The following is a 23,457-nucleotide window of genomic DNA, read 5'->3' as shown; positions in this document are numbered from 1 at the left end:
AAATAGTGAGCTTTTTTAAAACCAATATAAAAATCCCCAATCAGAGCGATTGAGGATTGAAAAATAAATTGAAACAATACCTTAACTATCATAGCCTTGGCTACATTTTTAAAAGTTATTTTAGCTGTTTTGAGGATCTTGGTCATGATGTCCCCGAGACGGTCAGAGTATACTGACATCTATTCATCTGATAAGAGAGACTTTATCATCCAGATATTCATAGCTGGGTGGCCAACGGCGTTAGTAAGTGGTTGTTGCAATGCTGTAAAACCATAGTGCTGATAGACGGCCACAGCCGTAGCCAGCTCAGTAGCGGTTTCTAGATAAAGCTGTTCATAACCAGCTAGACAGGCTTCCTGGAATATCCGCTTTATCAGACGGCTGGAATAACCTTTGCCACGACTATTTTTAGTGACATACAATTTTTGTAATTCAGCAATTTTATCAGAAACAGGTGCAAAGCCACCACAGCCAACCAGCTGACCTTCGTCTTCCAGGACAAAGTAAGCTGCTCTCTCTTGCTGTTGATAGTAGTCGGCCAAATGATCTAGATGAGAATCAAAGTAGACAGTTCCTGGTTTGTCAAGCCCGAATTCTTCTAGGCTAGCTCGAATGAGTTGTGCTACAGCTGGATTGTCTCTTACTTCCATTGGCCGTAAGTTCATCAATTGTCCTCCGATAGGATGTATCGACTAATTAAACAATACCTTGTGCAATCATAGCGTTTGCTACGTTTTCGAAGGCAGCGATATTTGCTCCTGCAAGGTAATCAGTACCAAGTCCGTATGTTTCAGCAGTTGTTTTAGCTGTGTTGAAGATGTTGGTCATGATGTTTTTGAGACGGCCGTCCACTTCTTCACGAGTCCATGAGAGGCGAAGGCTGTTTTGGCTCATTTCAAGCGCTGATACAGCTACACCACCAGCGTTGGCAGCTTTGGCAGGTCCGTAAAGGATTCCGTTTTCTTTGTAGACTTTAATCGCATCAAGGTCACTAGGCATATTAGCACCTTCTGATACGCAGATAACTCCTTGAGAAACCAAACGTTTAGCTGCGTCACCATTGATTTCGTTTTGAGTCGCACATGGAAGAGCGATATCGTAGTTACCAGCGTAAGTCCATACAGAACCTTCATGGTAAGTAGCAGTTGCTTTCTCAGCTGCATATTCAGTCAAACGAGCACGGCGTTTTTCTTTAACATCAACCAAAAGATCGAAGTCAATACCGTTTTCATCGATGACATAACCGTTTGAGTCAGATACAGAGATAACAGTTGCACCAAGTTCAGTAGCTTTTTGAAGAGCGTATTGAGCTACGTTACCAGAACCGGAAATCACCACTTTTTTACCAGCAAAGCCGTTACTGTTAGCTTTGAGCATTTCTTCAGTATAGTAAACCAAACCGTAACCAGTTGCTTCTGGACGGATCAAGCTACCACCAAATCCAAGAGGTTTACCAGTCAAGACACCCGCATCAAATTGGTTAAGACGTTTGTATTGACCGTAAAGGTAACCAATTTCACGTCCACCAACACCGATATCGCCAGCTGGGACGTCAAGTGATGGTCCGATGTATTTTTGCAATTCAGTCATGAAGCTTTGGCAGAAGCGCATAACTTCAGCGTCAGTCTTTCCTTTAGGATCGAAGTCTGATCCCCCTTTACCTCCACCGATTGGAAGTCCAGTCAAGACGTTTTTAAAGATTTGCTCAAATCCGAGGAATTTCAAGATCCCTTGGTTTACAGTTGGGTGGAAACGAAGGCCGCCTTTATATGGTCCAACAGCTGAGTTGAATTGAACACGGTAACCACGGTTCAATTGGACTTTTCCATCACGGTCAACCCAAGGAACACGGAAAGAAATCACGCGCTCAGGCTCGGTGATACGTGCCAAGATGTTTTCTTCGATATACTCAGGGTGTTTTTCAAATACAGGTTCCAAAGTGCTGAAGAATTCTTCAACTGCCTGAAGAAATTCAGCCTCGTGCCCATTACGAGCTTTTACAGTTTCAAACACGCTTTGGATATATTCTTTAGCAGATGTCATATCGTTCTCCTTTTGTTGTTATATTTTATTACACGAGCCATTATAGCAGAATTTTTTTAGGGTGTAAAGAAAAAAGTTGAATTTTCTGAAAATTTCCATAATATTTTTTTGAAGATTCTAGGTGGAAATGCCGAACCTTTTGCTAGAAAATTAGGATAAATTCTTTATAGGAAGAATTTTAATGATATAATAGAGAAAATTAAGGAATAAGAGGTCAAAATAATGACGACAACCAAGACAAAAATTGCAGGTTTTGAATTTGACAACTGTCTGATGAATGCAGCAGGGGTGGCTTGTATGACAGTGGAAGAGTTAGAAGAAGTCAAAAACTCTGCTGCTGGAACCTTTGTGACCAAGACGGCGACGCTGAACTTTCGTCAGGGCAATCCAGAACCTCGCTATCAGGATGTGCCACTGGGCTCCATCAACTCTATGGGCCTGCCTAATAATGGTTTAGATTATTATCTTGACTACTTGCTGGAGCTGCAAGAAAGCGAGCCAAATCGCACCTTCTTCCTTTCTTTGGTCGGAATGTCGCCAGAAGAAACCCACACCATTCTTAAGAAAGTGCAGGCAAGCGACTTTAAAGGGATTACTGAGCTCAATCTCTCCTGTCCCAACGTTCCGGGTAAGCCACAGATTGCTTATGATTTTGAAACGACAGAAAAAATCTTGTCAGAAGTTTTTGCTTATTTCACCAAGCCGCTGGGTATCAAGCTACCTCCTTACTTTGATATTGTGCATTTTGATCAAGCCGCTGCGATTTTTAACAACTACCCGCTCAAGTTTGTCAACTGTGTCAACTCTATCGGAAACGGTCTTTATATAGAAGATGAGTCAGTGGTCATTCGTCCCAAAAATGGTTTTGGCGGTATTGGTGGCCAGTATATCAAGCCAACGGCTCTGGCTAATGTCCATGCCTTTTACCAACGCCTGAAACCAGAAATCCAAATCATAGGAACTGGGGGTGTCTTGACAGGGCGCGATGCCTTTGAGCATATCCTCTGTGGAGCCAGTATGGTGCAGGTAGGAACAACCCTTCATAGAGAAGGAGTGGCAGCCTTTGAGCGCATCACCGCAGAACTCAAGGAGATTATGGAAGAAAAAGGCTATGAAAGCTTGGAAGATTTCCGTGGAAAGTTGAAGTATATTGATTAAAAGTTTAAGAAAGAGAGAGTGGGACACAAATCGCTAATTCGTTAGAATTCGATTTCGTCGTCCCACCTCCGCACAGTTGAGTAGGGCTGTAAAAGCTGATGAAATCAGCGTAGTAGAGACCACTCAACCACTGCGTCTTGCTCGACAATCCAAAGACAATTGAGAGGCTAGGACTTTTGTCCCAGCCTCTCTTTTAGTATTATTAGGGTGAGCAGTAAAAAAGCCCTCCAAGATTAGATAGGAAACCTCAGAGGGAAATGGATAGTTTATTTATCTAGAACGTTGTTTACCAGCGTTGCGATTCTTTTTCTTTTTATTGTTTTGAGTGATTGCTTGGCTCGCTTTTGGTGTCACATCTTTGATGCGACCTGCATTGCTCATAGCTTTCGGAGGATTCTTTTTGTATTCTTCTGCTACTTGCTTTCTAATCCGCGGACGCATTAAGTAGTTAATGATGAATTGTTGGATAATTTGAACGAAACCACCGACTACCCAGTAGAGGGTCACAGCTGCTGGTGACATGAAAGAGAAGACTACGATCATAATCGGGCTCATGTAAGTTGCACGCTTCATCTGTTCTTTTTGGGTCTCATCTTCGATACCATGTAGGGAGAGAAGTGACTGGATGTAATAGAGTACACCGACAATGAGAGTCAAGGCTAGACTAGGTTTTCCAAGATTGATGCCAAGGAATGTACTGCTGGCTACACCGTTTGTGTATTGGGCAGCAAAGAAGAGGGCTGAGAAGAAAGGCATTTGAATGAGTAGAGGGAGGCAGCCGATACCGCCAAACATACTCAGACCATTTTCTCTTTGAGCAGCCATAAGTTCTTGCTGCGCTTCTAGTTTTTCTTCTTGAGTTTCGGCATTATTGATTCGTTCTTGGATAGGGGCAAAGATGGGCTTGAAGTAGTTCATCTTTTCTGACTGAAGAGTAGCCTTCCAAGACTGATAGATTCCCAGTGGGAAAATAATCAGCCGCACGATGAGTGTAACGATAATAATCGCTAGACCATAACCAAGGCCTGAATTCTTAGCAAAGAACTGGATGCTATCTGCCATAGGCTGACCAAGCACGTCCCAAATAATACCAGAAGGATTACCGGCCTTGTCTCGTCCGACACACCCTGTCAATAATAGAAGGAGGGACAAGCTCATTCCAGAGAATAAAATACGTTTAAATGTTTTCACGAGTTCATTTCCTTTGTTTCTAAAAAAATAATACCTATCTATTCTACTGTTTTTTAGGGAAATATACAATAGTTCTCCAGACCTAATTTGCAATTTTAAAGTCAGTATAGGACTCAAAATTGGCCATGGTGACATCTAAATAGCTGACTTTTGAAAAAGGAGTTGGTCCCTTGCGGATTTCTTGAATGAACTTAGCCATGAGGGCAGAGCTTTCTGCTTGAGCCAAAATTTCGACTGTACCGTCGTCATTATTCCAGACACGACCTGTAATCCCGCCGATTTGCAGAGCGAGGGAGTAAACGCCCCAACGAAAGCCGACGCCTTGGACTCGTCCTTGCGCAATCATTCTTACTTTTTGCATCGTTACCTCCTTTTGTAGCGGTTTGAAACTCGCTTTTCAGCCTATAGCGTAGCGAGCAGTTGCTTGCTGAAGACAAGATTTTCTCTGAAGCTAAGTCTAGAGGATGAGTTCAAAACTGCTAGATTGTGTTATAATGTATTTATGAATATTATAACCTCAAAAGCCAATAATGTGGTAAAAAAAGCTAAAAAGCTGCATCAAAAAAAATATCGTAGCGAGTCGTATTTGATTGAGGGCTGGCATCTTTTTGAGGAGGCTCTGGCCAGTCAGGCACGGATTTTGCGAATTTTTGCCTTGGCAGAGTACGAAGAGCGTTTGGCAGCATTTTCTCAGACGATTTTTGTCAGTCCTGAGATTCTGAGTGATTTGGCAGATAGTAAGACACCTCAGGGAATCGTTGCAGAATTAGCCTTTGAGGAGCAGAATATTCCAGAAAAGCTGGAAGGTGCCTATCTCTTTTTAGAAGATGTGCAGGATCCTGGTAATGTCGGAACCATCATCCGAACAGCGGATGCGGCGGGTTATCAAGGAGTTTTCATCTCTAGCCACTCCGCTGACATTTACAATCTCAAAACCTTGCGTTCTATGCAGGGCAGCCATTTTCATCTGCCCATTTATCGCGTGAGCAGAGAGGATATGCTGGCCCTAGCTCGTCAAAGTGACTTGCAAATTTTGGCTTCGACTTTATCAGAAGATTCTGTGGATTATCAAAAGGTCGAAAAACATGAAGATTTCCTCTTAGTCACGGGTAATGAAGGGCAAGGAATCAGCCAAGAAATGACGGATGCGGCTGATGTTCTGGTTCACATTTCCATGAAGGGGCAGGCTGAAAGTCTTAACGTTGCTGTGGCAGCCGGCATTCTGATGTTTGCTTTAAGCTAGCTTTTAGAAATCTCTCTATAATAAAACTAAATGGAGGTGATGATATGCCTTACAGAGAAGATGATGAATTTATGGCCTATGTGGGGCATTTGATCGAGAAGCCCAGCGTCCAACGCTTAAAAGGAATTACGCATCATATTCATTCCAATCGGCTTGAACATTCGATCAATGTCAGTTATACTAGTTATAAGATTGCTAAAAAATTTGGCTGGAATGCCCGCAGTACAGCACGGGGCGCTCTATTGCATGATTTATTTTATTATGACTGGCGCGAAACCAAGTTTAAAAAGAGTCATGCTTGGGTACATCCCCGCCTAGCAGTCCGAAATGCCCGTAAGATTACCAAGCTCAATCGAGTTGAGGAAGATATTATCATCAAGCACATGTGGGGAGCGACCTTAGCACCACCCCGCTACAAGGAGTCCTTCATTGTAACTATGGTGGACAAGTATTGGGCGATCAAAGAGGCGACGGCACCTTGGCGACAAAGGCTGAGTGGGCGTAAAAAGTATCATCGAAAGATGATGAAAAGTTAAAATATAAAAAGGAGACATTATGAACAATACAATTATTCAAGAAAACAGTGGACTTTCTAGTTTTTATTCTAAGGTCTACGGATTTGTCGGGATGGGAATTGCCATCTCTGCTCTGGTTTCAGGCTTAATGCTGACGACCTTCCAGACAGCTCTAGTTGAGATTTTGCTCCATTATAGCTGGATTTACTATGGAGCTATCTTCATTGAGCTTGCCTTGGTTTGGTCAGCTTCCAGCAGAGGCCTCCGCAATAGTCCAGCTGCTCTTCCTCTTTTTTTGAGCTACTCAGCTCTAAACGGATTTACTATGAGTTTCATTGTGGCCATGTACACAGGAGGCGTGGTCTTCAAAGCATTTGCAGTTAGTGCGGCCGTTTTCCTTGTCATGGCAGCCATGGGCGTCATCATTAAAAAAGATTTATCTGGCATGGGCCGAGCTATGATTGCAGGTTTGATTGGGATTGTGATCGCAAGTTTTGTCAATATTTTCCTAGGTAGCGACATGATAGACTATATTGTCAGCTACGTCAGTGTTGTCATTTTCGCAGGGTTGATTGCTTGGGACAATCAAAAAATCCGCTATGTCTATGAGCAGACAGGGGGACAAGCTGGACTTGGTTGGGCCCTTTCTCTGGCTTTGAGCCTTTATCTCGACTTTATCAATCTCTTCCTCAGCATCCTTCGTATTTTTGGAAGAAATGACTAATAAAAGATGGATAGCTTCCTCGATAAATGAGGAGCTATCTTTTTGTTTGAAGGGGCATTTGGGAAGTTGAATAGGATTAGCAGTAAAAGTTTTGCAAACTGTTAATTTTTTGATATACTAACTAAAAATATATTTGGGCAATGCATTCGTCTATTGCTCTGGAAAAAGAAAGGAAGTTTCTATGGATATGTTATTTATCCCAGGCTGGTTGATTTTTGCAATCGTTGCAGCCATCGTGCTTATTATTCTTTTGGCTAAGGGGTATGTCAATGCTAAGCCAAATGAAGTAGTCGTTATTACTGGTCTGCGTAAGCAGCGCCATTTGAGAGGTAAGGCTGGCTTCATGATTCCTTTTGTAGAGCAGCGCTCTTATCTGGATATTGAGCAGTTTTCTACAGACGTCCGTACTTCTGAGTCTGTGCCGACACTTGATTTTATCAACGTTCGTGCGGATGCGGCTGTTAAGTTGAAGATTGGTACTACGGACGAAATGATTGATCGTGCGGCAGAAAACTTCCTTAATTGGAATACCACTGATATTTCCAACTCTGTCCAAGATGTCCTCGAAGGGAACCTTCGTGAAGTAATCGGCCAGATGGAATTGCGCAAGATGGTCAATGACCGTCAGGAATTTGCCTCTAAAGTGCAAGATAACGTAGCACCAGATTTGGCTAAGATGGGTCTGGAAGTCATTGCCTTTACCGTTCAATCCTTCTCTGACGAAGGTGGCGTTATTGACAACCTCGGTATTGAAAATGTCGAAACGATCAAGAAAGACGCCCTGATTGCCAAGGCTAAGGCTGAACGTGAGCGTAAGGAAGTTGAAGCTGAGCAGGACAAGCTGGCTAACGACAAGCGCGTGGCTGCTGACTTGGAAATTGCTCAAAAGCAAAATGAACTCAAACTGAAACAAGCTGCCCTCAAGCAGGAAGCAGATATTGCGCAAGCTAAAGCGGACGCAGCCAAAGGGATTGAGGCTGAGATCCAGCGTCGTGAACAAGAACGTGTGGCTGCAGAAGCCAACATCATGAAGCAGGAAAAAGAAGCTGAAGTCAAAGAACGGGAAGTTAAGGTTCGTGAGCAGGAATTGGATGCCAATATCCGCAAGCAAGCCGAAGCTGAAAAATATGCCCGTCAACAGGCCGCAGAAGCGCAATTGATTGAACGTCAACGTCAGGCCGAAGCAGAACTCTTTGAAACGCAGAAAGAAGCGGAAGCCCGCAAGGCTCAAGCTGAGGCTGAAAAATTTGCGCAACTGCAAGAAGCTGAGGCTATTGAAGCAAAGGGACGTGCGGAGGCGGAAGCCATTCGTCTTAAACTAGAAGCGGAAGCAGAAGGTTTGGACAAGAAAGCCGAAGCCATGAAGAAGATGCAGGAAGCTGCGATTACGGAAATGATTGTCGATAAACTACCAGAAATCGCCCGCGCGGTAGCAGAGCCATTGACCAAGGTAGACAAGATTACCATGTATGGTGAAGGTAACGCGTCTAAAATGGTCGGCGACATCATGCAGAGCATTGATCAAGTTTCCCAAGGAGCAGGCTTTGACATTCGTCAACTGTTAGCTGGAGCACTTGGCGTCAATATGACTGTCAACAAGCTCAAACAAGATGAACAAGCAGTCATCGAAGTTGATGAGAAATAAAGGCTCTTTGTCAACTGTAGTGGGTTAACGAAAAGTCATACCCTGGAGAGGACCGAATTGGTTCTCTCCTTTTTGATATTCAAAGCAACGAGAATTCTAGTTTTAAAGTTATCAAAGTTCCGAAATCCAAAAGCATTGCGCTTGATGACTTTGATGAGGTTGTTAGTAGCCTCTAGTTTTGCGTTTGAGTAGGGAAGTTCCAGTGCGTTAATGATCTTATCCTGATCTCTCAAAAAAGTCCTAAAAATGGTCTGGAAGATAGGATTGACAGAAGAAATGGTATCTTCAATGAGTCCAAAGAAATGCTCAGCCTGTTTCTCTTGGAAATGAAAGAGTAAGAGCTGGTAGAGCTCATAGTGTTCTCGTAGTTCTTGGGAGAAAGAGAGCGGCTTTTCCAGAATCTTTTTGTTGGTCAAATGCATGCGAAAAGTCGGGCGATAAAAGCGTTTATCGCTGAGTTTCCGGCTATCCTGTTGAATGAGTTTCCAGTAGCGTTTGATGGCCTTGTATTCGTGCGATTTTCGATCCAATTGCTTCATGATTTGAACACGAACACGACTCATAGCTCGACTTAGATGTTGTACAATGTGAAAGCGATCCAAAACGATTTTAGCAGAAGGAAAGAGCTGTCTGGCGATGTCGTAGTAGGGGCTAAACATGTCCATAGTAATGACTTTAACGCCGTTTCGGACCTGTCTAGAATAACGAAGGAGATGATTGCGAATGGTTGCTTGCGTTCGTCCGTCGAGGATTGTTACGATCTTGAGCGAGTCAAAATCCTGCGCAATGAAGTTCATCTTGCCCTTCTTGAAGCTGTATTCATCCCAAGACATGTGAGTTGGAAGGTAGTTGAGGTTCGTTTTAAACTCGAATTCTTTCAATTTACGAATAACTGTGGATGTGGAGTCAGCTAAGCTTTCAGCGATAGCAGTCATGGGGACTTTCTCAATCAAATTTTGAGCGATTTTCTGCTTGACGATGGTCGCGATTTGATGGTTTTTCTTGACTAAGGAAGTCTCTGCGACAGCTACTTTCCCACAGACTTTACATCGGAAACGGCGTTTCTTTAAGCGAATGAGGGTCTTGTATCCCGTACACTCTAAATAGGGAATTTTGGATTCTTTCTGGAAGTCATATTTAGCCATCTGGCCTTGGCAGTGAGGGCATTTAGGTGCTGGATAATCTAGCTTAGCCATGATTTCTTTATGCGTTCCCGAATTTAGAACATCCAAAATCGTAATGTTAGGGTCTTTAATTCCCAGTAAGTTTGTGATAAAATTGAACTGTTCCATAAGATTCTTTCTAATGATGGTTTGGTTGCTTTTCATTATAGGTCTTATGGGACTTTTTTTCTACAACAAAAGAAGCTCCATCATTCCTACAGTGGTGTTACCCACTACAGAAATTATAGAGCCGAAATAAATCTAAATGTGTATAAGATATACAAACAGCTGGGAGTTGAAACTTCTGGCTGTTTGTTTATCATCCATCAGAAAAGCATTTCTATCAGCTAAATACTTTTCATTACCATGTAAAAATGTTAAAATATAACAGATTAAACAACTAAGTCTATAGGAGTAGAAAATGACAAAAGCAAACTTTGGTGTTGTCGGTATGGCCGTAATGGGTCGTAACCTTGCCCTAAATATCGAATCTCGTGGTTATACAGTTGCCATTTACAACCGTAGCAAAGAAAAAACAGAAGACGTGATTGCTTGCCATCCAGAAAAGAAATTTGTACCTAGCTACGATGTAGAGTCTTTCGTTCAATCAATCGAAAAACCTCGCCGTATCATGCTTATGGTTCAAGCTGGACCTGGTACAGATGCAACCATCCAAGCCCTTCTTCCACACCTTGACAAGGGTGATATCTTGATCGACGGAGGAAATACTTTCTACAAAGATACGATCCGTCGTAATGAAGAATTGGCAAACTCAGGCATCAACTTTATCGGAACTGGTGTTTCTGGTGGTGAAAAAGGTGCCCTTGAAGGACCGTCTATCATGCCTGGTGGACAAAAAGAAGCCTACGAATTGGTAGCTGACGTTCTCGAAGAAATCTCAGCTAAAGCACCTGAAGATGGCAAACCATGTGTGACTTACATCGGTCCTGACGGAGCTGGTCACTATGTGAAGATGGTCCACAACGGTATCGAGTACGGTGACATGCAATTAATCGCAGAAAGCTATGACCTCATGCAACACTTGCTTGGTCTTTCTGCAGAAGACATGGCTGAAATTTTCACTGAGTGGAACAAAGGCGAGCTTGATAGCTACTTGATTGAGATTACAGCAGATATTTTGAGTCGCAAAGACGATGAAGGTCAAGACGGCCCAATCGTAGACTACATCCTTGATGCTGCAGGAAACAAAGGAACTGGTAAGTGGACGAGTCAATCAGCACTTGATCTCGGTGTTCCATTGTCACTGATTACTGAGTCAGTATTCGCACGCTACATCTCTACTTATAAAGAAGAGCGTGTACATGCTAGCAAGGTGCTTCCAAAACCAGCTGCCTTCAAGTTTGAAGGCGACAAGGCTGAATTGATCGAAAAGATTCGCCAAGCACTATACTTCTCAAAGATTATTTCATACGCACAAGGTTTTGCTCAATTGCGTGTAGCTTCCAAAGAAAACAACTGGAACTTGCCATTTGCGGACATCGCATCTATCTGGCGTGATGGCTGTATCATCCGTTCTCGTTTCTTGCAAAAGATCACAGATGCTTACAACCGCGATGCAGATCTTGCTAACCTTCTCTTGGATGAGTACTTCTTGGATGTTACTGCTAAATACCAACAAGCAGTGCGTGATATCGTAGCTCTTGCTATTCAAGCAGGTGTACCAGTACCAACCTTCTCAGCTGCCATTACTTACTTTGACAGCTACCGTTCAGCGGATCTCCCAGCTAACTTGATCCAAGCACAACGTGACTACTTTGGTGCCCACACTTACCAACGTAAAGACAAAGAAGGAACCTTCCACTACTCTTGGTATGACGAAAAATAGGATAGGCCTATGGCAAAGCGAATTTTATTAGTAGAAAAAGAAAAGAATCTTGCACGATTTGTGACTTTGGAACTGCAAAAGGAAAGTTTTCTTGTAGACATGGCTGAAACGGGTAAAGAAGGCCTAGCTTTAGTTAGAGAAGCAGACTATGATCTGCTCTTGCTCAACTATGCTCTTCAGGATATGACTGCCAGTGATTTTGCCGAACAGCTGAGCTTAATCAAGCCAGCTTCTGTTATCATTGTCCTTGCCAGTCGTGAAGAAATCAAAGAACATGCAGCTGAGATTCAGCGCTTTGCTGTGTCCTATACCATAAAACCCTTTATTATCAATGATTTGGTTGAGAAAGTCTCCGATATTTTTCGAGGTCGGGACTTTATTGACCAGCATTGTAGCAAGCTGAAAACACCGACTGCTTACCGCAATCTACGAGTTGATTTGAAAAATCATATCGTCTATCGTGGAGAGGAAGTGATTGCCTTGACACGACGGGAATATGATCTACTGGTGACGCTGATGAGCAACCAAAAGGTCATGAGCCGCGAGCAGCTTCTGGAACGTGTCTGGAAGTATGAAGGCGCCACTGAAACTAATGTAGTAGACGTCTATATTCGTTACCTACGTAGTAAGATTGATATTGCTGGGCAGACCAGCTATATCAAAACTGTCCGTGGTATCGGCTATGCTATGCAGGAATAATAAGAACAAACCCGCCCTCTGTTTCCAGAAGGACGGGTTAATTTTTTTATTTTTAGCGCAAATAATAAAATCCTAGAAGATAAAAATCCCTCTGCTTAGAGGACATGGCGCTCGAAAGCATTGTCAGAGATTCCTTGACTGAGAATGAGTTTCGCCCATTCTTTGGCAGAAAAGAGGCTATGATCCTTGTAATTGCCACAGGATTCGATAGTAGTACCAGGGACATCCTCCCAAGTAGTTGTCTCAGCGATTTCTTCTAAGCAAGATTTGATGACTTGGGCAATCTCGGTTGCTGAGTGTTGCCCCCACATAATCATATGGAAGCCTGTCCGGCAACCGAAAGGTGAGCAGTCAATCATACCGTCAATCCGCTTGCGAATGAGCATAGCTAGTAAATGCTCGATGGTATGCAGGCCAGCAGTCGGAATAGAGTCTTCATTTGGCTGTACCAAGCGAATATCAAAGTTAGAGATAATATCTCCTTTAGGGCCAGTTTCTTCGCCAATGAGGCGAACATAGGGTGCTTTTACGATTGTATGGTCGAGCTCAAAACTTTCAACGATAACTTCTTTAGACATGGTTTCTCCTTTAAAATTTTAAAATTGGAACCTGAAAATGAGGTCAGGTCTCAAAAGCGACATTTTAAACACTTCCTTTTGATTATAGCATAAAAAAATAAGAGTTAGGAAATAAAAAAATTTTATATATTAAATTCTTTGATTTAGCGCCTTTTAGCCCAATAATAGGCAAAAAACGGTCTTCTTTTTCAAAAAATTGATTTGTGAATTTCTGCTATTTATGATAGAATAAAAAGGAATTTTGAATTCAATAATTAAATAGATTTGGAGTAAAAACATGGGCTTATATACGATAGCTGCTTTTGTTTTTGCTGCCATCATTGGTTTAGTGATTGGGTATGTAGGAATCGTGGTTAAGATGAAAGCATCTAAAGAAGCCGCGGAACTTACTCTTTTAAATGCTGAACAAGAAGCAACCAATTTACGCGGTCAGGCGGAACGTGAAGCTGATTTGATTGTCAAAGAAGCGATGCGCGAAACCAGTTCGCTTAAAAAAGAAGCACTTTTGGAGGCAAAAGAAGAAGCCAGAAAATATCGTGAAGAGGTTGATGCAGAATTTAAGTCTGAGCGTCAGGAGTTAAAACAAATTGAAAGCCGCTTAACAGAGCGCGCAAGTAGTCTTGACCGCAAAGATGACAATTTAACCAACAAGGAAAAGACTTTGGAGCACAAAGAACAGAGTCTTACTGATAAAGCTAAACACATTGATGCGCGTGAAGCACAAGTAGCTGAGCTAGAGCAGCAAAAAGAAGCTGAGCTTGAGCGGGTAGCATCCCTGACTCAGACGGAAGCGCGTGAGATTATCTTGACCAAGACCGAGGACAAGCTGTCCAAGGAAATTGCGACTCGTATTCGGGAAGCGGAGCAGGATATCAAAGAGCGCTCTGACAAGGTGGCCAAGGATATCTTGGTTCAAGCTATGCAGCGGATTGCTGGTGACTATGTGGCTGAGCAGACCAATTCAACGGTTCATCTTCCTGATGACAGCATGAAGGGACGGATTATCGGACGTGAAGGTCGCAATATTCGAACCTTTGAAAGTTTGACAGGGATTGATGTTATCATTGATGATACGCCTGAAGTGGTTACTCTTTCAGGTTTCGATCCAGTTCGCCGTGAGATTGCTCGGATGACCATGGAAGCTCTTCTCAAGGATGGTCGAATTCATCCGGCTCGTATCGAGGAATTGGTCGAAAAGAATCGCTTAGAGATTGATAATCGTATTCGAGAGTATGGTGAAGCCGCAGCCTATGAAATCGGAGCACCAAACTTGCATCCTGATTTGATGAAAATCATGGGTCGCTTGCAGTTCCGTACTTCCTACGGGCAAAATGTTCTCCGCCACTCGATTGAGGTTGCCAAATTGGCTGGAGTTATCGCTGGAGAGTTGGGTGAAAATGCGAACTTGGCTCGTCGTGCTGGTTTCCTCCATGATATTGGTAAGGCCATCGATCGAGAAGTAGAAGGCAGCCACGTGGAAATTGGAACTGAGTTGGCTCGCAAGTATAAGGAGCATCCAGTTGTTATCAATACGATTGCTAGCCACCACGGAGATGTGGAACCTGAGAGCGTTATTGCAGTCATCGTTGCAGCAGCTGACGCCCTAAGTGCAGCTCGTCCAGGAGCTCGCAGTGAATCGCTGGAAAGCTACATCAAGCGATTGCAAGATTTGGAAGAAATTGCGAACAGTTTTGAAGGAGTTAAGACAAGCTTTGCCCTTCAGGCAGGTCGTGAAATCCGAATCATGGTCAGTCCAGAGAAAATCAAGGATGATAAGATTACAATCTTGGCGCATGACGTGCGTGAAAAGATTGAAAACAACTTGGAATATCCAGGAAATATCAAGGTCACTGTCATTCGCGAAATGCGAGCAGTTGATTATGCAAAATAAAAGGTTGAGACATTTGTCTCGACCTTTTTGTTTGTTTTTAATGAAGTAGTAAACTGTCAGCGTTTGGCAGAAGCTGGCTTGAACAATGCTCGACTAATCTTAGCTACCTGTCTCAGCAGGACTTCACCGTTGCCCTCTACAAGACCATCAATCAGATTAACAACCCGCCTTTCTTAGTCATGATTGAGAAAGTGAGAGAAGGAACTTGAGATACAATAAGGATACAGAGAGAAAAGTCAGATAATAGGAGCTTTCAGTACTGTATCCTTATTTTTTAAATCGTGAAAATCAAATAAATAGCTCTAAAAGAAGAGAATTAGGGTGTATGTAAATTTAAAATCTTATATTTTCCTACAAAGAAGATATAAGGCTTTTGACATTTTTCAGTTTATATGATAATCTATGACTGAAAAATCAAAAAACGTCATAGCGTTTTTAGGAGGAAGTTATGGCTACTGCTTTTACTAGTGAAGAAAAAGAAGCAATTAGAAAGAAATTACATAAAGTTGCAAGGGAATGTCTGCAAAGATATGGGGTTAAGAAAACCACAGTTGACCAAATGGCAGCCATGGTAGATATTTCCAAAGGTTCTTTTTATAATTTTTATTCCTCAAAAGAAATGTTATTTTTTGCGGTCTTAGAAGAATATCAAATAGATGTTATGAATCGTCTGACAGAACAATTAGGTATGGAAACCAAGATAGATACAAATCGTCTGGTACAGTTACTTTATGATTTTTATCAAGATTTTCGCTATTCATTTATGTATACCATATTTAAAAATCATGAAATGGAATTACTCCTAAGAAAATTGCCAAAAGAGGTGATAACAAATCACCATATGATAGATGATAGGATGGTTAAAGAAATTGTATCTCGAATCAACATTAGAGAAAATGTATCGCTAGAAATCGTCTCTGCTTTATTTAGAACGATTGCTATGACTATTCTACACATTGAGGAAATAGGTGAAGAAGAATTTGATATCACATTGAAGTTAGTCATACAAGGAGTTGTGGAGCAAATTACTAAGGAGGATAGGTAATGGTGAAAGAAGCAATTAGAACCGCAAACCTTTCTAAAAAATATGGAACAAAAAATGTTGTCAACAACTTGAATCTATCAATTAAAAGTGGTGAAATAGTAGGGTTTTTAGGATTGAATGGTGCAGGGAAAACAACGACGATGAGAATGATGCTAGGATTGATAAAATCTACATCAGGAGAGTGTTATATTCAAGGAAAGAAGTTAGATCTGAATAATTTAGAACTTCGAAACGAAATAGGTTATATTATTGAGACACCTTATTCTTATCCAGACTTAACGGTGAGAGAAAATTTAGAAATCGTTAGTAAATTAAGAGAGGTTAATAAAGATAATATTGACTGGGTAATTGAAAAATTAAAACTAAAGCAATATGAACATAAACAGGAGAAGCATCTTTCTTTAGGAAATGTTGCGCGTTTAGGAATTGCAAAAGCGATTATTCATAAACCTAAAATTCTAATTCTTGATGAGCCAACAAATGGATTAGACCCTTTTGGAGTTATTGAAGTTAGAGAATTATTAAAGGAATTGGCGAATAATCTAGGTACAACTGTTCTTATTTCAAGTCATAATCTGGAAGAAATATCTAAAATTGCTACTAGAATAGTCATTATACATGAGGGCAGACTTATAAGAGAAGTTGAAAGCAATGAATTAGAACAGTACTTAGAAAAGAGGTTACTAGTAACTGGATCTAATAATAAGGCCATGAAAGAAGTATTATCTAACCATGGCTATCAGGTAAACATTCAATCAGACACAGAAAATAATATCAATTTTTTAGAACTAATTGATACAAGATCTGTGGAGTATCCGGAAGAAATTGCTACATTGCTGGTTCATGCAGGTTATCCACCCAAATCACTGATTGTTGAAAAAGAAGATTTAGAGCATTATTTCTTAAGAATACTGAATGACTACAATGGAGGTGTTTCGAATGAAAAAGCTTAGTTCCTGTATTTTAATTGAATGGAAAAAGTTAATAAAATCAAAACTTTCCATCGTAACTGCTTGTTCTATCTGTTTAGTTCCTTTTATTGTTGGTTTGTTTGCAACTATGATGAAATATCCAGAGAATTTCAAAAATCTTGGTTTGATTTCTGCAAAAATGGAAATAATGAGGATAACAGACTGGTCGTCATACTTAATGACCATATCACAAGTCATTTCTGTTGGGGGATTGCTCATTTTTGGATTTACAGCATCTTGGGTTTTTGGTAGAGAATATTCTGATAAAACGATGATAGACCTATTAGCACTCCCAATAAAAAGAGATACAATCGTATTATCCAAGTTTATCGTTATCGTTCTATGGAGCTATATTCTATCAATTTTTGCACTTTTGTTAGGATTATTAGCTGGCAATCTGATTGGACTTGAGGGTGGGAGCTTAGCGGTGATTTTCAAAGGTATACTTACTTTTGGTTTTTGTACTACTCTTACGATTATTCTCTCTACTCCAGTGGCTTTTTTTGCTTGTTTAGGCCGGGGATATTTGTCACCATTGGCATTTATTATTTTTACTATTATTTTTTCTCAGCTTGGTTCTGCTCTTAACTTTGGAAAGTATATTCCATGGGCGATTCCTGCACTCGCAAGTGGTATTGCAGGAAAACCACTATTGAATTTTGGGAGCTTTGTCAGTTTATTTGGGGTCAGTATTCTAGGTCTTATCGCAACAATAGCTTGGTGGAGGTATTCTGATTACGATTAAAATGAAGTGATGAAAATGCTAATAACACAAAGCCAAGTCTTATTCATTTCTATTCAAAATAACCCCTCCAGTTCAGATTGAAGAATAAGAGGGGTTATATTATGATAATCGAGAGTTTTGGGCGAGAGGAGACTATGTGAATATCGTTGGCCTAAATGAAAAGATAGTTTCTAATATATGTGATTGGGAAAAAATGACCTTGTCCTTGAAAAGTTAAGTGTCAAACCGTTCTCAGATGGCAGTTTTAGAACAAGGTAAAATTCCGTTGTCATAGCATTAGTCAGGTGAGGGACAAAATCCGAAAAAATACTTGGTCTGAACCTTTTCCAACAGGGACCGGATTAAAAAAGGCTGAGGCTAAAGAACAGGAGGATAGGGTAGAAATACCAAGGATTACTGACGAATTGAACCCCCTCAACAGTCCTTAAAGGGATGTAAGTATGGGACAGCAGAATCTGCCCAGACAGGAAAAGCAAGACAATCGCAGTCATGGTCAGAATCAGAACCTAGCCCAGACTGAAGATGATGTTAGAAAATTACTTCATAAGGACCTGTTCTCCACCTTGATGAAATAACGGTCTTCTCCCAGCTCGATCAGCTCGACTGGCTGAGGATAGAAGCGATCCATGACCTCTTTTTGAAGAATGTCTTCTTTAGGACCTTGGGCTATGATTTCGCCTTCTTTCAGGAGCAGGACATGATCCATAGCTTCAGTGATTTCCTCTACATGGTGGGTGACATAGAGAATGGTTGGGGCCTGCTCCATCTGCGTAATCTTACCAATCTGATCCAGCAGGTTCTCGCGGGCAAAGAGATCCAGACCACTGGTCGCTTCGTCTAGGATAAGCAGTTCTGGCTTTTCCATGAGACTGCGCGCAATCAGCAAGAGCTGCTTTTCTCCTTGAGAGAGACTGATGTAGCTCCGGCCAATCAAATCTTGTCCGCCAATGGAAGCCAGCATTTCCCTAGCTTGATCCAGTTCTTCTTGTCCGTAAGGAGCGTAGAGAATACTGCTTTTATACTTGCCTGTCAGGACGATTTCTTCGGCAGTGAGATGGCTAGGCAGGCGCTCAGCAATGAAGGAGCCAACTACTCCAATCCTAGTTCGCAGCTGAGGAATGTCGCCGGCGCCAAATTCCGTATCCAGAACCGTCACCTTGCCCTGGGCCTTCCAATGTTCAGCCATAAGCAAGCGCAGGAGAGTAGATTTTCCTGAACCGTTGAGACCGAGAATAGCCCAATGCTCTCCCTTTTTCACCTGCCAGTTGAGATCTCTTAAGATGGTCCGGCCTTGTTTAGCCAAGCTTACATTTTCCAGTTTGATAATTTTTTCCATTTTTACTCCCTCTTTCGTTAAAACTCCTTTATTATAACAAAATTTAGGAAAAAATAACCGATAGGAGGAGGCAGATGTTTTATAAAAGTAAGCTGATGTAGGTCCTTTTACTAACGATAATCTTTCTTATCCCCGTATCGTTGGCGGTGTGATGAAGGTCGATCCTATTACCATCATAGTGCTCTTGCTCTTATCCAGCAATATCCATGGCGTGCTGGGGATGATTGTGGCAATACCGACTTATTCTATCCTCAAAGAAATCGCCAAATTCTTGGTTGATCGCTATGATAATCACAAGGAAACCCAGCAGCAGAAGAAGAACGAAGAGCTTGGAATCGATTGATTCCAGAGTCTCGAGACCAGAAATAAGAAGGAAGAAGGGCCTTCCGTCTTATTTTTATTATGGCTTCAAGCCAGTTTTTCTCGTAGAGAAAAACAAGAAAACTACCACAGCTAAGCTGGTGGCTGCCAAGGCTTTGAGCTTTCATTTCTTTTTCCTGATAGAATCTATCTGTTCAGGTAAGACAAAGGAGGAAAAAGAATTGGCTAAAACCAGTTGCAGTTTAGCACATACCAAATGGACGTGCAAATATCCTATCATATTTACCCCCAAGTATCCCAGAAAAATCATTCACTACAAAATAAGACGAGATCCCATTGAGATTTTTCTTCATCTATGTCAATACAAAGGTGTGGAAATTATTGAGGGACAGATGATGCCAGATCATGTTCACATACTTGTCTTGATCCCTCCAAAACTTTCGATTTTTGATTTCACGGGATATTTGATAAATATGTAAGTACCGTTGGCCTAAACGGAAAGACAGTTGCCAAATAGATTCGGGATTGGGAAAAAATAACATTGTCCTTAAAAAGTTAAGTGTCAAATCGTACGAGGATTCGTTCTCAGATGGTAGTTTTAGAACAAGATAAAAGCCCGTTGTTACGGGCATTAGTCAAGTAACGATAGCTATTTTCCTGCTATCTATTAGACCAGGTTCTTGGTAGGAATAGAAGCAGAATTGGATAGATCTCTAAACGTCCTGCAATCATGGCAAGAGAGAGGAGGAATTTAGAAAACGGGCTATAGATAGAGAAGGTCTCAGTTGTTCCAATCATTGGTCCGATATTATTGAAACAGCTGATGACAGCACTGGTAACAGTCATTAGATTGTTATTGTCCAGACTGATGATGAAAATCAAAGCTGCGATAATCAAAATATAAACTGCCAAATATTTGAGAACCTTGTGTTGGGTATCTTTATCCAAAACAGCACCGTTGATATGCATGGTTAGAACGCGGTTTGGCGAAAGTGTGGAAAGGATTTGGTTTTTAGCGATGCGACCGATGATAATGGCACGGATCACTTTGAAACCGCCAGCGGTGGAGCCAGCAGAACCACCTAGACACATGAGCAGCAGCAGAATGACTTGTGAGAAGAGGGGCCACTGTACGGTATCTCCATAGCCGAATCCTGTCGTAGTAATGATGTTGGAAACTTGGAAAAATGAAATTTCTAAGCTTTTTGCAAATTCCCCGTAAATATGGAGAACATTGAAGCTAATCAAAATAGTGGCAGTGAGGACGATCCAGAGATAGCCTTTCAACTCCTCGTCATGAAAACAGGCTTTAAATCTTCGAATCAAGAGATAATAGTAGAGATTGAAGTTCACCCCAAAGGTCAGAACGCCAAAGCTGACAAGGTAGGTGATTAGAGAACTGTTGTAGTGGGCGATTCCGTCGTTAAAGACAGTGAAGCCTCCTGTACCAGCCGTTCCCATTGCGATGACGATACTATCAAAGAGTGGCATGCCAGCGAGGAAATAAAGAAAAGTAAAAAGGGCAAAGAGCGCTAGATAGATAATATATAGAATCTGGGCAGTGTTTCTTAATTTCGACACAACCTTACCAAAGACTGGTCCAGGAACTTCCGCTTTCATAACCTCTAAGTGGCCATTTTTGGCATTGTCCATGATAGCTAAGGCAAAGACCAGCACCCCCATTCCTCCAATTAAGTGGGTAAAACTACGCCAAAAGAGGAGGGAGTGGGAAAGGACAGATACATTATTTAAAATCGTAGCACCAGTAGTGGTAAAGCCAGAGCTAACTTCAAAGAAAGCATCAATTAGATTCGGAATCTGGCCAGAAAAGACAAAAGGCAGAGCACCAAAGAAGGACCAGAGAATCCAGCAAAGGGCAACAATCAGTACCCCTTCCTTAGTGTAAATGTGGGCATCTTTAGGCTTAAAGGCTGAACCTAATCCACCCAAAATCACTAAAATAATCATTGTCGCGCCGATAGAAAGGAAGACTTCAAGATCTTCGTGGTAGATCAGGGCAACGATTGTTGGAACCAACAAGAGGGCTGCTTCGATGAGCAGGAGTTTGGAGAGGAGAAAGCGAATCATAGGTCTATTCATGGGGCTACCTCTCTAACAAATCGTAAATCTTATCGATGTTTTGAATCAAGGTTGTCACGATGATTTTATCTCCGACTTCCAAATAGTCATCTCCACTTGGGAAGATGGCTACGCCTTGACGAATGATAGCAGCAATCAGCACTCCGCTCCTCAATTTGAGCTGAGAAAGAGGCTGTTCGATCATTTTATTTCCTTCATTGATCTGGAATTGGAGCGTTTCAATCTGGCCATTTGCTACATGGTGCAAGGCTTCTAGGCTGGAGAATTGCGCGTTATTCCGTCCGCGGATAAAGTGCATAATGGTATCAACCGCAATCCCTTTTGGCGTGACAATACTTGCGAAGTCTTGATTGTCAATAATCTCGAGGAGACTTGTCCGATTGATCTTGGTAATGTTTTTTTGAACTCCAAGATTATTGAGGAACATGGAGGTGATGATATTCTCTTCATCGACGCCTGTCAGAGTAGCTATTGCATCGTAATGTGCAGCTCTTTCCTCGAGTAGAATATCTTTGGCTGTACCGTCTCCATTGACCACGTAGAGCTCAGGGAATTCTTGGCTGAAGAACTCTGCCCGCTGGCGATTGATCTCGACGACCTTGAGCTCAATCTTGCTATTTTTGAGAATATTTAATAAATAATAGGCAATCTTACCTGCCCCGATAATCATGAGGCTCTTGATGACTCTTGGTCGGATTTTATTGTGGAAGCGGACAATTTCTGAACGATTTCCAGTTAGGAAGATTTTATCAGATGGCTGCAAGGTGAAATCACCATCTGGAATGCTGAGTTTGCCCTCTCTCTCAATAGCACAGATAATAACGTGGGGGAAATGCTTCCTGAATTGCGAGAGATTCATTTGGCAGAGATAGCTTTCTGGCTTGATTTTAAACTCCATCAAGGTCACTCGACCATTAGCAAAATGCTCCAATGACAGGGCATTAGGAAAATCAATAATATTGGCAATATAACGAGCAGCGAGGAGTTCAGGATTGACCATCAGAGAGAAACCTAGAATATTTTTTTCTTTAAAATAAGCATTAGAGTATTCAGGATTTCTCACGCGGACAATGGTTTCTTTGGCCCCCATTTTCTTTGCGAGAACGGCTGAAACCATGTTAACCTCATCCTGCTCAGTCATGGCAATAAAGATATCGCAGTGGGCAACATCTGCCTGCTCCAAGATTTTAAAATTCGCACCATTTCCAACGATGCCCATAATATCGTAACGTTTTGTAATATGATTTAGAACAGCTTCATTTTGTTCAATTAAAACGACATCATGCTTTTCAGCAACGAGCGAGCGACAAAGGGCGGCTCCGACTTTCCCGCTTCCGACGACGATAATTTTCATATTATTCCTCCCGAATATGTATCTATCATACCTTTTTTTATATAAAATTTCATCTATAAATCTCAATAAAGCCGTTTTTTACAGAATAGTAAGCTGTTTCAAAAGAAATCCTACAAAAATCTCACTTTTTGAAGTCGTTTTTATTGACTTGTCGGAAGAAAATGATATACTAGGAAAGTACCCTCATTGATTTACATCAAACCTGTTGTGATGTAAGTTAATGATGCCTTAACCACGCTGTTTGCTGAGCTTGACTCCGGGCAGTGTGGCTATTTTTTTATTCTAATGAAAATCAGGAAAAAATCATGTCTCAGCAAAATCATATCGTCCTTTTTGAACCACAAATTCCACAGAATACAGGCAATATTGCTCGTACTTGTGCAGCGACCAATTCTCCCCTCCATATCATCAGGCCCATGGGCTTTCCTATTGACGACCGTAAGATGAAGCGGGCTGGACTGGATTATTGGGATAAGCTGGATATTAGCTTCTATGAGAGTCTAGATGACTTTATGGAGCAGATGGACGGACGACTCTATCTGATTTCTAAGTTTGCCGAGAAGGTCTACTCGGAGGAGAATTTCTCAGCAGAAGGGCCGCATTATTTCATGTTTGGTCGTGAAGATAAGGGATTGCCTGAGGAATTTATGCGCCAGCATCCAGAAAAGGCCTTGCGCATTCCCATGAATGACCAGCATGTCCGTAGCTTGAATGTTTCTAATACGGTCTGCATGATTGTCTACGAAGCCCTACGCCAACAGAACTTTGCAGGACTAGACTTGGTACATGAGTACGAAGCGGATAAGTTGAAATAAATGAAAAATACTTAAGTTAAAATAATATTGATTACATCAATCAAAAAGCTTGCACTTGCAAGCGTTTTTTGTTA

Annotated in this window: 21 protein-coding genes and 4 pseudogenes; 15 read left to right on the top strand and 10 right to left on the bottom strand. The window is 41.6% G+C overall.

The genetic code is table 11. The features are described 5' to 3' along the window. Nucleotides 1-179: 179 nt before the first annotated feature. Both PAN94_RS07195 and gdhA read right to left on the bottom strand, forming a co-directional pair. Nucleotides 180-665, bottom strand: coding sequence for a GNAT family N-acetyltransferase (locus PAN94_RS07195; RefSeq protein WP_285875291.1), 486 nt, complete (start codon nucleotides 663-665; stop codon nucleotides 180-182). A 31-nt stretch (nucleotides 666-696) separates the two neighbouring features. After that, nucleotides 697-2,043 (bottom strand): NADP-specific glutamate dehydrogenase, encoded by a 1,347-nt coding sequence (gene gdhA / locus PAN94_RS07190; RefSeq protein ID WP_285875290.1) that lies wholly within the window; start codon nucleotides 2,041-2,043, stop codon nucleotides 697-699. A gap of 222 nt (nucleotides 2,044-2,265) precedes the next feature. Here gdhA and PAN94_RS07185 point away from each other — a divergent pair, with 222 nt between their 5' ends. Next, nucleotides 2,266-3,201: a dihydroorotate oxidase gene (locus PAN94_RS07185; protein WP_285875289.1), complete on the top strand. Its 936-nt coding sequence runs from the start codon at nucleotides 2,266-2,268 to the stop codon at nucleotides 3,199-3,201. 270 nt (nucleotides 3,202-3,471) lie between these two features. On the opposite strand, the gene yidC is transcribed toward PAN94_RS07185, so the two are convergent. Together yidC and PAN94_RS07175 are read right to left on the bottom strand one after the other, a co-directional pair. Further along, nucleotides 3,472-4,392 carry a membrane protein insertase YidC gene (gene yidC, locus PAN94_RS07180; RefSeq protein WP_285875288.1) on the bottom strand — a complete coding sequence of 307 codons (921 nt, stop codon included), beginning with the start codon at nucleotides 4,390-4,392 and terminating at the stop codon, nucleotides 3,472-3,474. Between the two features lie 82 nt (nucleotides 4,393-4,474). Then, nucleotides 4,475-4,753, bottom strand: a complete 279-nt coding sequence (locus tag PAN94_RS07175; protein WP_125373777.1) for an acylphosphatase — start codon at nucleotides 4,751-4,753, stop codon at nucleotides 4,475-4,477. Nucleotides 4,754-4,894: 141 nt separating this feature from the next. On the opposite strand from PAN94_RS07175, the gene PAN94_RS07170 reads away from it, so the two are divergent. The 4 genes from PAN94_RS07170 (at nucleotide 4,895) to PAN94_RS07155 (ending at nucleotide 8,519) form a co-directional block, all read left to right on the top strand. After that, nucleotides 4,895-5,635 (top strand): TrmH family RNA methyltransferase, encoded by a 741-nt coding sequence (locus PAN94_RS07170; protein ID WP_285875287.1) that lies wholly within the window; start codon nucleotides 4,895-4,897, stop codon nucleotides 5,633-5,635. A 44-nt stretch (nucleotides 5,636-5,679) separates the two neighbouring features. Continuing rightward, nucleotides 5,680-6,171, top strand: a complete 492-nt coding sequence (locus PAN94_RS07165) for an HDIG domain-containing metalloprotein (protein ID WP_149556090.1) — start codon at nucleotides 5,680-5,682, stop codon at nucleotides 6,169-6,171. A gap of 19 nt (nucleotides 6,172-6,190) precedes the next feature. After that, entirely contained in the window at nucleotides 6,191-6,874 is a 684-nt protein-coding gene (locus tag PAN94_RS07160; RefSeq protein WP_148887137.1) for a Bax inhibitor-1/YccA family protein, read from the top strand. 181 nt (nucleotides 6,875-7,055) lie between these two features. Then, entirely contained in the window at nucleotides 7,056-8,519 is a 1,464-nt protein-coding gene (locus tag PAN94_RS07155) for a flotillin family protein (protein WP_005592424.1), read from the top strand. Nucleotides 8,520-8,554: 35 nt separating this feature from the next. On the opposite strand, the gene PAN94_RS07150 is transcribed toward PAN94_RS07155, so the two are convergent. Continuing rightward, nucleotides 8,555-9,811, bottom strand: a complete 1,257-nt coding sequence (locus PAN94_RS07150) for an ISL3 family transposase (RefSeq protein ID WP_285875286.1) — start codon at nucleotides 9,809-9,811, stop codon at nucleotides 8,555-8,557. A gap of 292 nt (nucleotides 9,812-10,103) precedes the next feature. Here PAN94_RS07150 and gnd point away from each other — a divergent pair, with 292 nt between their 5' ends. Together gnd and PAN94_RS07140 are read left to right on the top strand one after the other, a co-directional pair. Then, nucleotides 10,104-11,528, top strand: a complete 1,425-nt coding sequence (gene gnd / locus PAN94_RS07145; protein WP_285875285.1) for an NADP-dependent phosphogluconate dehydrogenase — start codon at nucleotides 10,104-10,106, stop codon at nucleotides 11,526-11,528. A gap of 9 nt (nucleotides 11,529-11,537) precedes the next feature. After that, nucleotides 11,538-12,227 (top strand): response regulator transcription factor, encoded by a 690-nt coding sequence (locus PAN94_RS07140; RefSeq protein WP_285875284.1) that lies wholly within the window; start codon nucleotides 11,538-11,540, stop codon nucleotides 12,225-12,227. Nucleotides 12,228-12,322: 95 nt separating this feature from the next. On the opposite strand, the gene PAN94_RS07135 is transcribed toward PAN94_RS07140, so the two are convergent. Continuing rightward, nucleotides 12,323-12,805, bottom strand: coding sequence for an S-ribosylhomocysteine lyase (locus PAN94_RS07135; protein WP_005590897.1), 483 nt, complete (start codon nucleotides 12,803-12,805; stop codon nucleotides 12,323-12,325). A 277-nt stretch (nucleotides 12,806-13,082) separates the two neighbouring features. Here PAN94_RS07135 and PAN94_RS07130 point away from each other — a divergent pair, with 277 nt between their 5' ends. The 5 genes and pseudogenes from PAN94_RS07130 to PAN94_RS07110 all read left to right on the top strand — a co-directional run bounded on the left by PAN94_RS07130 (nucleotide 13,083) and on the right by PAN94_RS07110 (nucleotide 17,457). Then, on the top strand, nucleotides 13,083-14,696 hold the full coding sequence (locus PAN94_RS07130) for a ribonuclease Y (RefSeq protein WP_005590895.1): 1,614 nt from the start codon (nucleotides 13,083-13,085) through the stop codon (nucleotides 14,694-14,696). A gap of 98 nt (nucleotides 14,697-14,794) precedes the next feature. Further along, nucleotides 14,795-14,905, top strand: a pseudogene (locus tag PAN94_RS07125) (SAM-dependent methyltransferase); the annotation flags it as partial. Nucleotides 14,906-15,144: 239 nt separating this feature from the next. Further along, nucleotides 15,145-15,741 carry a TetR/AcrR family transcriptional regulator gene (locus PAN94_RS07120; RefSeq protein WP_502963015.1) on the top strand — a complete coding sequence of 199 codons (597 nt, stop codon included), beginning with the start codon at nucleotides 15,145-15,147 and terminating at the stop codon, nucleotides 15,739-15,741. Continuing rightward, a complete protein-coding gene (locus PAN94_RS07115; RefSeq protein ID WP_285875283.1) occupies nucleotides 15,741-16,694 on the top strand; it encodes an ABC transporter ATP-binding protein in 954 nt (317 codons plus the stop codon). Before PAN94_RS07120 ends, PAN94_RS07115 begins: the two co-directional genes overlap by 1 nt. Beyond that, nucleotides 16,681-17,457: an ABC transporter permease gene (locus PAN94_RS07110; RefSeq protein WP_285875282.1), complete on the top strand. Its 777-nt coding sequence runs from the start codon at nucleotides 16,681-16,683 to the stop codon at nucleotides 17,455-17,457. Before PAN94_RS07115 ends, PAN94_RS07110 begins: the two co-directional genes overlap by 14 nt. A 294-nt stretch (nucleotides 17,458-17,751) precedes the next feature. On the opposite strand, the pseudogene PAN94_RS07105 reads toward PAN94_RS07110, so the two are convergent. Next, nucleotides 17,752-17,948: pseudogene (locus PAN94_RS07105) on the bottom strand (hypothetical protein); the annotation flags it as partial. Nucleotides 17,949-17,998: 50 nt separating this feature from the next. After that, nucleotides 17,999-18,793 carry an ABC transporter ATP-binding protein gene (locus tag PAN94_RS07100; protein ID WP_062004388.1) on the bottom strand — a complete coding sequence of 265 codons (795 nt, stop codon included), beginning with the start codon at nucleotides 18,791-18,793 and terminating at the stop codon, nucleotides 17,999-18,001. A 118-nt stretch (nucleotides 18,794-18,911) separates the two neighbouring features. Here PAN94_RS07100 and PAN94_RS07095 point away from each other — a divergent pair. Together PAN94_RS07095 and tnpA are read left to right on the top strand one after the other, a co-directional pair. After that, nucleotides 18,912-19,136: pseudogene (locus tag PAN94_RS07095) on the top strand (AI-2E family transporter); the annotation flags it as partial. 199 nt (nucleotides 19,137-19,335) lie between these two features. Then, a pseudogene (tnpA, locus tag PAN94_RS07090) lies at nucleotides 19,336-19,726 on the top strand (IS200/IS605 family transposase). 48 nt (nucleotides 19,727-19,774) lie between these two features. On the opposite strand, the gene PAN94_RS07085 reads toward tnpA, so the two are convergent. Then, nucleotides 19,775-21,214: a TrkH family potassium uptake protein gene (locus PAN94_RS07085; protein WP_062004386.1), complete on the bottom strand. Its 1,440-nt coding sequence runs from the start codon at nucleotides 21,212-21,214 to the stop codon at nucleotides 19,775-19,777. 4 nt (nucleotides 21,215-21,218) lie between these two features. Next, nucleotides 21,219-22,568 (bottom strand): Trk system potassium transporter TrkA, encoded by a 1,350-nt coding sequence (trkA, locus tag PAN94_RS07080; RefSeq protein WP_045498933.1) that lies wholly within the window; start codon nucleotides 22,566-22,568, stop codon nucleotides 21,219-21,221. A gap of 305 nt (nucleotides 22,569-22,873) precedes the next feature. On the opposite strand from trkA, the gene PAN94_RS07075 reads away from it, so the two are divergent. Then, nucleotides 22,874-23,383 (top strand): tRNA (cytidine(34)-2'-O)-methyltransferase, encoded by a 510-nt coding sequence (locus PAN94_RS07075; RefSeq protein WP_275432952.1) that lies wholly within the window; start codon nucleotides 22,874-22,876, stop codon nucleotides 23,381-23,383. Nucleotides 23,384-23,457 lie beyond the last annotated feature (74 nt).

The organism is Streptococcus sp. SC1, assembly GCF_030272855.1.
GTDB lineage: Bacteria > Bacillota > Bacilli > Lactobacillales > Streptococcaceae > Streptococcus.
Note: the sequence above shows the minus strand (reverse complement) of the source record. Positions and strands in the feature narration are given on the sequence as shown.